Consider the following 14,138-nt stretch of genomic DNA (forward strand, 5'->3'; position numbering starts at 1 on the left):
GTCCCTGTCTTCGGTTAAGGTGTTAGGGAATGTAAGCGATTAACTGTTGGCCATTGAGTAGCGATACCTGCTTAATCTAACCGTCAATCTTTCTTCAGAAGTACTGTGTGATTTAATGCAGTGCTGGAGGGATTGGCGGTTTTCTGTTTTTTTTAGGCTGTATAAGCGCTTGATGACAACACAAATGTACATACCAGGAATCATAGGATGGGAGATTCCGAGACAATCACTTTTAGCCATGTGCAGATTGAAATTAACTAAGCAAAGGGGAAAAAGTATGAAAAACACGAAGAATCGGTGGCTGATTGCAGCATCTGCAGTTGGCATCCATATTTCCATCGGGTCAGTTTATGCCTGGAGTAACTTTACTAACCCATTGATCGAGGAGTTCGGCTGGAGTTCGAAGCAAGTGCAATTCACATTCAGCCTTGCCATTTTATTTTTAGGACTATCAGCTGCGTTCTTGGGCCATTTTGTTGAAAAACACGGACCAAGGAAAGCCGGCCTTCTAGCAGCAGTCTTTTTTGGAGCAGGTATTCTAGGTTCTGGACTTGCTGTTAATCTTGGATCATTGCCATTATTGTATATTACATATGGTGTCTTAGGTGGTATTGGACTTGGAGTTGGTTATATTGCTCCTGTCTCTACTTTGGTTAAATGGTTTCCTGACAGACGCGGACTTGCCACGGGACTTGCGATCATGGGTTTTGGATTCGCGGCCGCCATCAGCAGCCCAATCATGGATTCTTTGATCAAGTCTGTTGGAACTGCCAATACTTTTTACATTTTAGGCGCAGCTTATTTCATAATCATGACATTATCATCACTGTATCTTGAAAAGCCGCCTGTTGATTGGGTTCCTGAAGGTTTCAAGGAAAAAGCTAGAGCTGGAAAAGTAAAGGTTAAAAAGGATCTTTCACAGCTGACTGCAAACGAAGCCATTAAGACTTCCCGCTTTTACTACCTATGGATCATGCTGTTCATCAACGTCACCTGCGGGATTGCCATTCTTTCGGCTGCAAAACCTTTGGCAGAAGAAAGTATTGGCCTGACAACAGCTGAAGCTGCAGCACTCGTTGGCATCATGGGTCTATTCAACGGCTTCGGCCGTATTGCATGGGCTTCGATTTCTGACTATATCGGACGTCCGAATACGTATACGATTTTCTTTGCGACTCAAATTGTATTGTTCATGCTGTTGCCGCATACAAAAGAAGCATTTCTTTTTCAGATCATGCTGGCAGTAGTGTACACAATGTACGGCGGCGGTTTTTCAGCTATTCCGGCCTTCATCGGCGATATTTTTGGCACGAAACAGCTAGGTGCGATTCATGGTTACATCCTTACGGCCTGGGCTGCTGCCGGCTTGGCAGGACCAATGTTTTCAGCATGGATGAAGGATACTACCGGAAGCTATGCATCAAGCCTGACATTCTTCAGCGGACTGTTCGTTGTCGCCCTGGCGGTTTCCATCTTGATTCGCCGTGATATCAAAAAGCTCCGCGACCAAAATGAAGCAAATGAAAGATTGGCTGGTTAATTTTTTCTTAAAGAATTAAAAAGCTTCGATTCAAGAAATATCTGGCTCAAGCGCCTCACAGTATGGTAAAATACCAATCATCTTATAACCTCTATGGATGACAGGAGGATAACATGAATAAATACGAGGCAGAGTTCAGCAACTTGGTCCGTTCTTTCCGCAAAAAGCATATGGGCAAAGGGCCTAGCAAAATAACCACTACCTTCTGCAAAAAGTGGGCGATATGCGAAATGGAAGGAAATTTATCGCCAGTTGAAAAGTTCATTGCATCTGCTAATGAAGGCAAGCAGGCACTGCGAGCAGCCAGGACGGAAATGGTGAAAGAAATGTACCGGAAGAATCCTCCGCTTGAAATGGAAGAATTCCTTGGCTGCAAGCTTGTCGAACTATTTGTAGACATAGATATCGATCGGGATTTCGGAATGTCCATCTTTGTTTTTGATGAAGACATCCAGGCGAAATTCAACAACTGATCAGGTATGGCACTTGGCAGCGACCCTGCTAAAGACTAACCACCGTTTATTTCCGAAGTATTAATTCGGAAAACGGTGGTTTTTTTTTCGACTTAAAGATTTAAAATGGGAGTGTTTCAAATTGGGAAAAACTAAACATCCAGGACCACAGAAAAAAGTGGCAATGCCTGCACCAAAGCATTGGGTCAGCCCTATTCCGTTTGGGCTAGGAAAGGTGAAGCCGAAACATATAAGGGATACAATGAAAACTCTATGGGACAATAGGGACAACTTCGGATATGCCACCAACATCCTGACTAAAGGTGTATGCGATGGCTGTGCACTTGGTGTGTCCGGCCTGCATGACCAGACTTTGACTGGCCCGCATATTTGTACGACAAGATTGAATGTTCTAAGGCTGAATACTGCCGGTGCCATCGAACCGGAAATCCTCCACGCCGACATTGACGAACTCAGAAAATATGACAGCACCCAGCTGCGCAAGCTGGGACGCATTCCCTATCCAATGATCCGCCGAAAGGGTGAGCGCAAATTTTCCCGCATCACCTGGGATGAAGCCATGGACATGATTGCTGAGAAAATGAAAAAACTTGACCCGAAACAGTACGCTTTTTACCTGACAAGCCGTGGGATCACAAATGAATCCTATTATGTTGCGGGAAAAGTTTCCCGCTTTCTCGGAACGAATAATATCGACAATGCCAGCCGGATTTGCCATTCCCCTTCGAAAACAGCGTTGAAACGCTCAATCGGCGTTGGGGCGTCGACTTCAAATTACCAGGACTGGATAGGCACCGATGTTTTATTATTCTGGGGCAGCGTCGCATCGAACAGCTCCCCCGTTTCATCGAAGTACATGCTCGAAGCCAAGAAAAAAGGGACGAAAATTATCGTCGTCAATCCATATAAAGAACCTGCAATGGACAAGTATTGGATTCCTTCTAATCCTGAATCGGCTCTTTTCGGCACTAAGATCGCAGATGATTTCTACCAGGTAAATATCGGCGGGGATATCGCCTTCATGCATGGAATCATGAAGCACTGGTTTGAAATGGAAGAATCGAAGCACGGTTCAGCAATCAACCATCAATTTGTCGAAGAACATGTGAATGGGTACGAGGAAATGAAATCCAAGGTCCAGGAACAATCCTGGGACGATATTGTTGCTTCCTCCGGCATTACACAGGAACGCATTATCGAGTTGGCGGAACTGCTCGCAAACAGCAAGAATGCAGTATATGCGTGGGCACTTGGTTTGACGATGCATTCATTCGCAACCGATAATATTTCACAAGTGGCAAATCTGGCGCTGCTCCGCGGTCACCTTGGCCGAAAGCATGCAGGGCTGATGCCTTTCCGCGGTCATTCCTCAGTCCAGGGCAGCGGCGAAATGGGGGCAGATCCTTTTGTTCTGCCAGGCGGTGATTTCTACGGAGACAACATTAAGCGGATCGAAAAGCTATGGGGATTTGATCTTCCTGATTGGCAAGGAGATATTGTCGGAGTGACGCTTGAGAACATCCTGCTACCTGAGGACCATGAACGAAAAATCAAGATGTACTACTTATCGGGCGGCAATTTCCTCGAAACGATGCCAGACCCGAATTTTGTGGAAAAAGCATTATCCGACCTGGACATCCGTGTCCACCAGGATATCATCCTAAATACTTCGACTCTTGTAGATGCGAAAGAGGCTGTCCTTGTGCTCCCTGCCAAAACACGCTATGAACAGGAAGGCGGCGGCACGTCCACTTCTACAGAGAGAATGGTTTATTTCAGTCCGGAAATCGAGGGCAACAAAAACCAGGTTGAAGAAGCTCGTGCGGAATGGAAGATCTACATTGATCTAGCGAAGCGGGTGAAACCTGTGACAGCTCATCTGGTGAACTTTAAAGATGCTCAGGAAATCAGGAATGAAATCGCCCTGGCGAATCCTAATTATGACGGAATTCAACACCTGAAAAAAGCGGGAGACGTTTTCCAATGGGGCGGCGCCTGGTTATGTGAGGATGGCACCTGCCCTACTCCGGACGGCAGAGGGAACCTGATCTCTGTTGACATCCCAGAACTGGGCAAAAAGGAAGGCCAATTCATCGTTACCTCCCGCCGGGGAAAACAGTTCAATTCGATGGTCTATAATGAAGTCGACCCACTTAACGGTGCAGGACGCTATGATGTCCTGATGAATGCAGAGGATGCCCAGGACCTTAGCATCGCTGAAGGAGAAGGAATCGTGCTGTACAATGGCTTTGGTGTTTTCCAGGGTAGGGCGAAATTCGTCGACATCACTCGCGGCAACGTGCAGGTCCACTTCCCGGAAGGAAACTTCCTGCTGCCAAGAGGACGTTATGAGAAGTACGCCGGGATTCCCGACTACAACATCACAGTCACACTCGAAAAAGCTGACCGCTTCAACGCTCGCAAAGATGTCGAACACTATGAAAAGCGGATTGAAGAAGACGAACTAGATGCACCAGCTTAAAAATGCATAAATAGAAGCAGCCTGCGGATTTAATCCTGCAGGCTGTAATATTTATATAGAAGGTATTTATCCTGCATTGTTCTATCATCCATACAAGCTTTAAAGCCAAGGGATTCTTCACAAAAGAATTTTAGCTTCACAGGTCATTAACAACCTTCTAGAACCACCTAAAACCTCCCCGCCTTTCTTCATGTCCCTCATGGCTGCTGCTTTCATCCTTCCTATGGTGGTCTTCCTCAATGTTGCGCTCCCGTCTTCTTCCAGGACCGAAAAAATCCAAAGGATGTCTTCTTTCCCCATGGTGTTCTCTTGACCTTTCATGAATGATGTTTACATCTTTAGCATGGATGGTGAGATGATCAACGTGGATCACCTTTCCTGATTTTTTATCGGACATTGTTTTCCCTCCTGTATTTTTTGTTCAGTATTATCCTATTCTTCCTCCCGAGATGGGTATAGGCGGATTTGGTTTATATTGCTTAACACTGACAATAATAAGGATGATATGTCATATTTTACAGTCTTCCCGTTCGTTTATGACCACCTCTCCCGGGTATTACTTGTACATCACAACTTAAATTTCTAAGAAGGGGGATTTGACTTCATGTTCGGCTTTTCAGATTTTACAGGTTTTCTACTTGCACTTTTATTCATCTATCCTATAGTCTCACTCATCCATGAATTAGGGCATTCCTTCTTCGCATGGCTATTCGGCGGCAAATTCAAATTTTCGCTGGGAAGGGGAAGAATAATTTTCCAAAAAGGCCCATTCATCTTAAATAGCATGTATTTTTTGGATGCCTTTTGTGAATACGAACAATTAAAATGGAATAACAGGCTCAGCCACTTTCTTGTACATGCTGGAGGAGTAATTTTCAATCTCGGATCTGTACTTGTGCTTAACCTGCTCATCTCACAAAATATAATTGAACCTCACCCGATTTGGGTCCGTTATTCTTATTTCTCTGTCTGGATTGCAACCTTTTCTTTGCTGCCAGTCGATTATGGAGACGAAAATTACAGTGATGGCCTTTCCATTTACCATGTCATCCGCAACCATAAATGGCCTAAATTGACCGGTTAACCGCGAAGTAGCACCTGTCCTAAGAAGGTGCTTTTTCTCATGCATGGTCTGTCCTTCCTTTTCATATGATGGTGAAGAGGAGGAGTGATGATGAACATTTTCACTGCTTATATATTTTTATCCCTAACTGCACTTATATTGGTTTCCACCTTATTGCTGCATCGCCATAGAACCAGGCTGTCTGGAATGAATGGGATGATGATCACGATGTACTTGGGTATGAATACCGGCTTAACTTTGGGCATTCTGTTAGGCGCTGTCTATCGCGGTGATCTTTTCAGTTCTACCCTCCTATCCATATTGATTGGAGGCGTCAGCGGCTGCATTTTAGGCGCGTCATGCAATACGGTCACATCAATTGAGGGCCTTATGTCAGGTATTATGGGCGGCATGATGGGGGCTATGCTTGGCGAAATGCTGCTGCCTGAAAAATCTTTGATCTTCATTAACATCTTTTTATCATTATCAATATCAGCATTGTTCCTATTTAAAATTTTCCTCGATTCTTCTTCGATGATAAAATCGATGAAAGACTTTATTAAACCAGCAATCTTTTTTATTGTCCTTGCACTTTACCTTTTATCAGGAAATCTCCTCGGAGACCAATGGATTGAAGATCTTCAGCCTGCACCGCACCATCAGCACGAGATGAATCATCCTTGATATTAGTAACTCAGTTTCATATTAAAATAATTGCGTTCAGGAAAACCAAGCGCATCATTTATCACTTAATCCAATATTGAAAGCACCTTCTTCGCAAAAGCCGCCAACTCCAGCTTCTCAAGTGTTTGACAGTAATCAGATTCTATATTGCCAATCCCTGGTCCATCCATTTCTTTTAACATGTCCAGGATACTGAAGTCTACGAACCACTCGCCAGCCTCGGCCGCTTCGTGCTTAACATCCTTCCATACATCCTGCAGGGTGGGGCTGAAGATTCTTCTGGCCCCGGGCCGAAGCTGGCAGGACTTCAGTTTCATCTTATATTGGAGGCTTGGAATCCCTTCATGGACCCGACTGAAAATATCAGGCCAATAATCCATCCTCGAACCAGTATGGGGGTGCTCCTTCGCCCACTCTACCGTTTTGTTCAAGACATCTTCCCCAAAAAGAATCGAGTACAGCCTCTTTCCCAGTCGTATCCGTTCTGTTAATGACTCAAACTGATTCACTGTCTGGCCCGCAAGTTTCAACATTCCATAATCTGAATAGGGAAATAGAATTTGATTGAAAGACAACATATCCTGCAGATCAAACTCCAGCGTATTGAATACCTCTTTGATAAAAACCTCGTTTTGAATGACCCTTCTCTCAATATAGTTCTGTTCATTGATGATCAAAGCCTCTGTAAGCAGCGGTGAATTCGGTTCTTCCCAGCAATGATCCCAGATGGTTTCAATAAAAAATGAGACATTTAAGGAAGGAAGCATCCAAAATAGCGGCTCCTTTTTCCTGACGCTTTCCTCATAGAGCATCAGCTGCGGATATGCATCCTGGAAAATAAGCCAATTTCCCCTCTCAAGAAAAGAAAAGTACGACTGTTTTTCCTTTTTCGAGAGCAGCCTGGATAATAGCTCCCCCTTTAAGTCGCTCATGCTCCACCCACCATTGCGGGAAACCATATGAGCGAGGAACGACCAGTGGATTTCCGGGTACCGCAAATAAAAATCCAGATATGCTTTCGTGCGGGTAATATTGTTCTTGTTCAGTTCTTTCGTTTTTTCCATTATAGTGTTTATGATTTTACTTTCCTCGGCTGACGGTTTCTTTGTCATATGAGTATTTTGCCTTTTTCGTAATTTCTCTTTAATAATATCTATTTGCGATTTTCCTTTTCTATAAAAAAAATAAATCTTTCATCCCCTCCATTCCTTCTCCAGGGTCAAATATTTAGTATCCATTTCCATTCTATTGCTGTTCCACTGGATAAATGATGGAAACCAACTCAGGAAGAACAGGGAAAACTTATTCTTGATACGCTGAGCAATGATCAATTAGTCCTACGTGGAGTCAAGTTTCTTAATCGGCTAAAGAACATAAGAAAAGAGGGAATGCATTTTTGTTGGGGAAGGAATTTTATGTTTTTTCCATATAAAAGAGTTACAATACAAGGCGAAGCCCGAAAGACCTGATCCTGTCTACGGCAAAAAACTCCAGGAAGTGCTTGGAGGGCAATTCGGGGAAATTTCTGTTGCTCTTCAATATTTGTTTCTGGGGTGGAATACACGCGGCGATGGAAAGTATCGAGATTTGCTGATGGATACAGGGACTGAGGAACTGGCCCATATTGAAATGCTTTCGACAATGATTGCCAGGCTTTTGGATGGAGCACCTGTTGGCGCCCAGGAAGAAGCAGCGAAGGATCCATTCATAAAGGCGATCCTGAGAGGAATGAATCGGACAGCATGTCATTGTGTCAGGACTGGCTCCATTCGGACCAAAGCCAGAGCTGAAAGCTGCTCCTCCATATATCCATGACACCCTCCCAGCTGTAATGAAAGATCGGCACTTGCCGCCTAATATGATGTGATAGCTGCATGCATTCTTGTAGAGTAAAAAAGCCTGTAACAAATGACTTTTACAGGCTTTTTGCTTTATAATTCCTACTGGATTCGAACCAGCGACCTCTGCCTTGTCTAAATCAAGCTGAAAAATACTTGTTCCATGAAATAAATAGAGTGCTGACAGATTAAGGTTTTATCGCTTAGTTATTCATTCTATTTCAATTTTAAACAAGGAAATAATTAAGTCTGGCCGATTTATGTACAATTCGTGTGTCATTTGTCTTTGCCTTCGTTTAGGCATACATAATAGCTAATAGGTTAAGCCTAGGCCGTATTCTAAATGTTTTACTCACTGATTGGTACATCAATCAATATAATTCCATCCTGTGATGAGACTTCATGGGCAAGAAGGTTGTCAAGCTCGATAAGGTTATTCGCCCTAACACCCTTAATCCCGAAGCTGCCTGCTAGTTGAACAAAATCCGGATTGCTGAAATTTACACCATAACTGTGGCCAAACTGCTTTTCCATCATCTGTTTTTCAATTTTCAGCATCGAATCATTCAGACAAATGATCACAAAAGCTAATCCTAATCTTTTTGCTGTTTCGATTTCCCCAATGTTCATCAAGAGTCCTCCGTCTCCTGTTATACATATTAGATTTTTATTTGGCGCAGCCAATTTTGCCCCTATAGATCCGGGCAACGCAATTCCCATGGATGCCAGTCCATTTGAAATGATTAATTGTCCTGGCCAGTCAGGTTGGAAGTGACGTGCTATTTTCATTTTATGTTCACCAACATCAGATAGGACAATAGTGTTTTCGTCAGTATGCTTTTCGATTATATGGAGAATATTCCTGGTCATTAGAGACTGTTTACTTATCGTTTCTTCATTCCAGTAAACTTGACTTTCTTGCAATATCCTTTCTTTAAGACTGTTGGAGGGGAGCCATTCTTTTGAAAGAATATCCTTATTTTCCAAAAGCTTAAAGATATGTTTCACATCACCGATTAATTGACTGCGAACTGGATAGTATTCATCATATTCTGCCTCTTGAGAATGAATATGCACAACTGGAACTTTATTTTTATTCCAGTTTTTCGGGAGGCTTTCAATCAGATCCAATCCAATCACAATCAATAAGTCTGCAGCGGCTATTCCCTCTGATACTAAATCATTGTCTTTGAACCCAAAGGTAAAGTAGTTTAGAGGATGATTTTTTGGTAAAACCCCCTTAGACATAAAACTGTTTGCGACCGGTGCTTGAAGCTGTTCGACAAAACTCAGGACTCCTTCGCTAGCCCCTTGCCTGATTACACCGTTCCCAATCAGGATAAAAGGTTTTTGAGACTGTTTAAGAATTAATTCTATTTCTTCGATTTCCTCCATCGATGGAACGACAATTGGAGCAGCTCTTTTAGGCATAGCTATTCTGGATATTGCTTCTGATGCCAGGTTCTCTGGTAACTCTACAAGTACCGCTCCAGGCTTTTCACTTGCTGCTTTCCGAAAGGCATTATGGATTATTTCTGGAACCGTTTCTGACTGTTTAATTTGGACTGACCATTTCGTTGCTGGTTCAAAGATTTTCACCACATCAATAAATTGATGAGATTGCTTATGCTGCCTTTCCATACCGGCTTGTCCAGTTATCGCTACAACAGGTGAGCCATCCAATGTGGCGCTTGCCACTCCTGTTAATAAATTTGTGGCACCAGGACCCAAGGTAGCCAGGCAAACTCCAGGTTTACCTGATACCCTCCCATAGACATCCGCCATAAATGCCGCCCCCTGCTCGTGGCGAACAGGAACATATTGGATCGAAGTTGACTTGGACAATGAGTCAGCTATATCTAATACTTCCTTGCCAAATATCCCAAAAACGTACCTCACTCCTTCCGTTTCCAAACATTGAACAAGCAAATCAGAAGTTTTCATCGTATCCCTCCAAAAATGTGTACTAATTTAATGGTTTCCTTTGATAACTGAATCATTCAGGGGAAATGATAAATTTTACTAAAAAGCAGTATAAGTCATTCATCACAGCTTTGCGGAGAAAATCGTGTTTCCAATCTCTCGTTCATAAAGGTTTATACTCAATTCACTAACAGGAAAGCTTATATAGGCCACCTGCATTTATAAAATAATGAAATGGATGAGGAAAAGCTCCAGCCAAACAAATTTCTCATCTGAGCTTTATTTACCTGGTTCTGCTGGTTCTGCTGCTTATAGCTGAAAAAGTCTTAACCTAATATCCAAGACCCTATTCTGGTACTGTTAGAGGATTCCTGACCATATTCTTATAAAAGAAAAAAATAAGCTGAGGTGAATCATTAATTGGAAAAAGTTAAGGTAAGTTTACACCCCATTGTAAGCAAGATCAATTTACCCACCGTTATAAAAACAGCCATCTTACCGGGAGACTCAATTGAAAGATTATTTATTGCAACCCAAATAGGAGAAATTTTTTATATAGGTAACGGAGACATTAAAACTTTTTTAGATATTCGACCGCAAGTCCTTAAACTTGGTGTTCAAGGTGGTGGATATGATGAACGGGGATTATTAGGGCTTGCATTTCATCCCCATTTTAATTACAACGGCCTATTCTATCTTCATTATTCAGTAGCTGGGTCACAAGGGCCAGGTGCACTTCCTGAAACTTTCATGCCTGACCCTTGTGACCCAAACACCCTGAATCGAAAATGGGTTAATAGAGAAGTTCAATTTGATCATATAGATACAGTAGAAGAATGGATTCTCCAAGCGGATGGACAGCCTCAAAAAAGACGCACATTGCTGAACTTAAGAAGGCCCTTTTTTAATCATAATGGTGTCAATAGCTTAAACTTTTCACCTGAAACAGGAAAACTGGTTTTTACAACAGGAGATGGCGGTTTAGGCTATGATCCATTTAATTTGAGTCAGGATGATATGGAAATCGCCGGTAAAATAATTGAAATTGATGTAATTAAAAATACATCTTTCAATAACCCACACGTAGTCACTCGCTTTAATGAACTGCCTGCACCAATTCAGGAAATTCTTACGGTAATTGCCAAAGGAGTTCGCAATATACCAGGGATATCATTTCAAAGGAATTATATTATCATTATATTAAATATGTTGGGAATGTCGGACAGGATTTGGCAGAATCGATTTTTTCATTCGTTCATTATAGAGCGATACCGGTTACTGAACTTGTATTGAACTCCAGGACCACTAAGGAAATGTATATTAACTTCGGCTGGCGTGGTTGGGAAGGTGCATTTCCTACTTCAATTATTAATGTCTGCTCTGCTAATTCGAATTCGGATGAGAAAACCATTGTTTATTACAACGAAGCAATTGAGACATCAGTTAGGCGAATTCAGCCATTAACTAGTTATTATCATGAAGATTCACGACCAGATAAGTTTGGGGGAACTGCCCTTACAGGGGTCCATCCATATATGGGGAAAGGAATCCCGGCTTTAACCGGAAGCGTTGTGTTTACCGATTTGGCCCGCAAAGAAGAATCGACCACTCCAGTTAAAGGAGTATTAGCTTATACTAGGGTAAGGCCAGACTATAAACTAAATGATTATAGTGTTATTGAAACTGACTACAATTTTGGATCTGAATCTGCTTATTATGTTAGTTTGGGAGCGAATCTAGACCAAACCAGATTATATTTGGGGGTTTATGGCTCGATGAAAGTGACAGACTTTAACCAGGGTACTATTTTTGAAATCATTCCTTGAATCTTAAACCCTATCTGACTTCTGCGGGCTTTACCTGCTAGGCAATAGTACGAGGATTTAGCAGACACTAAATTATAAATACATTTTTAACCTTTTAAGTATGTTTAATGCAATTTCAACCCATAACCAGCTATAAAGGAAAGCAAATAAAAGGATTCCTACGGTTGTAAGAAATGAAAAGGAATCTGAAACCACTGGGCCTAAAACGGGAAAGTCGAAGATAAATAGCAGAATTATAATTCCTAACATTAAAAAAATTGTACCTGTCGCAATAATGCTTAATCTCTTCCTAAAAAAGTAAAATGCTGCTCCTATGCCAAGGCCCAACAATCCTGTTGTAAAGGGGAATACAATTACTTCACTTGGCTGCAGGATAAATAACAATATAATGGTTAGAAAGTAGCACATTAACCCGAGTGGCAGGGAAAACATGGAACATAACAAAATAGGTGCAGTGGCTAGCGGACTTAAAAATAATCCTATACCTGGTAAAAAGCCGCCAGCAGCCTGGAGAATCACGGCAATACAAGTGAAAAATGACCCCAAAATAAGCTTCATCGTTTTTGTGCGTTTTTTGAATATTTGTTGGGGTAGACGCACTTCATTAGAAATAGGCTTAAAAAAATACAACTTTCCACCTCCTCTTAAATGATATATGCCTTACCGTACATTTTATTTATAATCATTAGAAGCGGAACTATCCTTACTATTTTAAACCTAAAAGGGAGCATTGATGTGACCCCAAAAAGTTAGATTTCACTCTAACTTTTTGGGTACTCAGTACATTATTGTACCTGCTTTTTAATTAACATTTACCTTCCCAACCATACCTTCCTGGAAATGGTACCGGCATTTCAATTCATAAGTACCCTTCTGTTCTGGTTTCACAGAAATGTTTTTTGCTTTTCCTGGCTGGAGCTCGATGTCAATTCCAAGCTTCTCCACTGTAAAGGTATGCTCTTTCTTCCCTTTGTTTTTCAATATCAATGTTGTAGTTGTTTCGTTTGAAATGGTGATCTCTTTGGGATTAAAGTAATCATCGTTCAACTCAACCTCAATCACCTTAACATTCTCCATTGGTTTAGTTATAACACCCGTTTCGGCAAAACCGCCTTGTATGCCAAAAGTTGTCACAACCAAAAACATTGCAAGAAAAAAAATCAATCCTGTAACGCACTTTTTCAAAGACATTTGCTATCCCTCCTTTCCTAATCCTTATTTTTTCTAATTCAAATGAAATTATGACTCTAAATTAACGGGAAATAGTAAGAAGGGTATAATATCAGTACCTAATATAAAAAAGTTCAGTTAAGCATTGAACTTAACTGAACTTTTTGTACTGTAAACAGCAATAAGGTTTGATAAGGTAGTGGCTGATTAAATCACGCCTACTTGTCTGGTATATAAGCAAAAACTTTTAAAAGAAGTGTTGAAAAAAACAAAAAAAGCCTCCATCCTTTCATCTATAAGGAATGGAGGCTTTTCCAAAAGTATGATTCCTACTGGGTTCGAACCAGCGACCTCTACCCTGTCAAGGTAGCGCTCTCCCAGCTGAGCTAAGGAATCGTTATAGGCTGTCCTGTTTGATTAGGACATTTATTAATATATACTGAATTCACCATAATGTCAATAATATTTCAGCATAAAATATACATAGATTATGAATTTCTTATCCCATGGATTACCCTTTGAATATAGTCATCTTCATGGGGTACAAAATCTTTTTTCGCCACCTGCATTTCATGAAGTTTCTTTTCGCCATTTTCACCTGCCTGGAAGCCTTTCACCGTAATTTTCCGGTTGGCAAACCACAGGGCTTCAAAATCTGAAAGGCTCGTGGTCATGATTCCTGAGACCTCCTCTTTTTGCAGCCGGAAATTTTCAAATGGCTGATGTTCCTTGTACAAATAGACATGGCATAGTTCCCGGTCAATGAATCCCGGACTGACCAGTGTATCATGGATTGTTCCTAGTGTATGTAAATCTTCAAAAGCCAGGTCTATGCCAAGTTCCTCTTTCACTTCTCTCAGTCCGTCAACAGGTATTTCATCAGCAAGGAGATGTCCTGCAGCAGTTATGTCAAGCAAGTCTGGATAGTCTTTTTTGACGGAACTCCGGATTTGAAAATAAAGAAAGTCTTTCCCGTTGATTCTCTCTGTGAACCAGCAATGAAATGTCTCGTGCCAGTGTCCAGCTTTATGCGCTTCATGCCTCGTGGCTTTGCCAAGGCAAGTCCCCTGCGGATCAAATATCTTAAGCATCTCACTCTCCATCTTTACACCTCCATTTTAAATTATATCATGATTCCT

The 14,138-nt window shown here is 41.7% G+C and carries 11 protein-coding genes, 1 tRNA gene and 2 pseudogenes; 7 read left to right on the forward strand and 7 right to left on the reverse strand.

What is annotated here, in order from left to right:
* The first annotated feature begins 277 nt into the window (after positions 1-277).
* From ACNAZ4_RS02855 to ACNAZ4_RS02865, 3 genes are all read left to right on the forward strand, one after another.
* A complete protein-coding gene (locus tag ACNAZ4_RS02855; protein ID WP_415812673.1) occupies positions 278-1,540 on the forward strand; it encodes an L-lactate MFS transporter in 1,263 nt (420 codons plus the stop codon).
* A gap of 113 nt (positions 1,541-1,653) precedes the next feature.
* Positions 1,654-2,013, forward strand: a complete 360-nt coding sequence (locus ACNAZ4_RS02860; protein WP_144474610.1) for a Na-translocating system protein MpsC family protein — start codon at positions 1,654-1,656, stop codon at positions 2,011-2,013.
* A gap of 121 nt (positions 2,014-2,134) precedes the next feature.
* A complete protein-coding gene (locus ACNAZ4_RS02865; RefSeq protein ID WP_415812674.1) occupies positions 2,135-4,495 on the forward strand; it encodes an FdhF/YdeP family oxidoreductase in 2,361 nt (786 codons plus the stop codon).
* A 157-nt stretch (positions 4,496-4,652) separates the two neighbouring features.
* Here the strand turns inward: ACNAZ4_RS02865 and ACNAZ4_RS02870 are convergent, their stop codons facing one another.
* Complete coding sequence (locus ACNAZ4_RS02870) at positions 4,653-4,892, reverse strand: hypothetical protein (RefSeq protein ID WP_415812675.1); 240 nt, start codon at positions 4,890-4,892, stop codon at positions 4,653-4,655.
* A 207-nt stretch (positions 4,893-5,099) separates the two neighbouring features.
* On the opposite strand from ACNAZ4_RS02870, the gene ACNAZ4_RS02875 reads away from it, so the two are divergent.
* Positions 5,100-5,579, forward strand: a complete 480-nt coding sequence (locus ACNAZ4_RS02875) for a hypothetical protein (RefSeq protein WP_415812676.1) — start codon at positions 5,100-5,102, stop codon at positions 5,577-5,579.
* Between the two features lie 87 nt (positions 5,580-5,666).
* Positions 5,667-6,242: a hypothetical protein gene (locus tag ACNAZ4_RS02880; RefSeq protein WP_415812677.1), complete on the forward strand. Its 576-nt coding sequence runs from the start codon at positions 5,667-5,669 to the stop codon at positions 6,240-6,242.
* Between the two features lie 65 nt (positions 6,243-6,307).
* Here ACNAZ4_RS02880 and ACNAZ4_RS02885 read toward each other — a convergent pair whose 3' ends face one another.
* Positions 6,308-7,354, reverse strand: coding sequence for a DUF2515 domain-containing protein (locus tag ACNAZ4_RS02885; RefSeq protein ID WP_415812678.1), 1,047 nt, complete (start codon positions 7,352-7,354; stop codon positions 6,308-6,310).
* A 298-nt stretch (positions 7,355-7,652) separates the two neighbouring features.
* Here ACNAZ4_RS02885 and ACNAZ4_RS02890 point away from each other — a divergent pair.
* A pseudogene (locus ACNAZ4_RS02890) lies at positions 7,653-8,004 on the forward strand (manganese catalase family protein); the annotation flags it as partial.
* A 424-nt stretch (positions 8,005-8,428) separates the two neighbouring features.
* Here the strand turns inward: ACNAZ4_RS02890 and ACNAZ4_RS02895 are convergent.
* Positions 8,429-10,024 (reverse strand): acetolactate synthase large subunit, encoded by a 1,596-nt coding sequence (locus tag ACNAZ4_RS02895; protein ID WP_415812679.1) that lies wholly within the window; start codon positions 10,022-10,024, stop codon positions 8,429-8,431.
* 399 nt (positions 10,025-10,423) lie between these two features.
* Here ACNAZ4_RS02895 and ACNAZ4_RS02900 point away from each other — a divergent pair.
* Positions 10,424-11,829 (forward strand): annotated as a pseudogene (locus tag ACNAZ4_RS02900) (PQQ-dependent sugar dehydrogenase).
* Positions 11,830-11,901: 72 nt separating this feature from the next.
* On the opposite strand, the gene ACNAZ4_RS02905 reads toward ACNAZ4_RS02900, so the two are convergent.
* From ACNAZ4_RS02905 to ACNAZ4_RS02920, 4 genes are all read right to left on the reverse strand, one after another.
* On the reverse strand, positions 11,902-12,459 hold the full coding sequence (locus ACNAZ4_RS02905; protein WP_415812680.1) for a YybS family protein: 558 nt from the start codon (positions 12,457-12,459) through the stop codon (positions 11,902-11,904).
* A gap of 171 nt (positions 12,460-12,630) precedes the next feature.
* A complete protein-coding gene (locus ACNAZ4_RS02910) occupies positions 12,631-13,020 on the reverse strand; it encodes a cupredoxin domain-containing protein (protein WP_415812681.1) in 390 nt (129 codons plus the stop codon).
* Positions 13,021-13,322: 302 nt separating this feature from the next.
* A tRNA-Val gene (locus ACNAZ4_RS02915) sits at positions 13,323-13,395 on the reverse strand.
* A 92-nt stretch (positions 13,396-13,487) separates the two neighbouring features.
* The gene (locus ACNAZ4_RS02920; protein WP_415812682.1) at positions 13,488-14,102 is read right to left on the reverse strand and encodes an NUDIX hydrolase; all 615 of its coding nucleotides are present in this window, start codon (positions 14,100-14,102) and stop codon (positions 13,488-13,490) included.
* Positions 14,103-14,138: the final 36 nt, after the last annotated feature.

It is taken from the genome of Mesobacillus thioparans (assembly GCF_965138835.1).
Classification (GTDB): domain Bacteria; phylum Bacillota; class Bacilli; order Bacillales; family Cytobacillaceae; genus Mesobacillus; species Mesobacillus thioparans.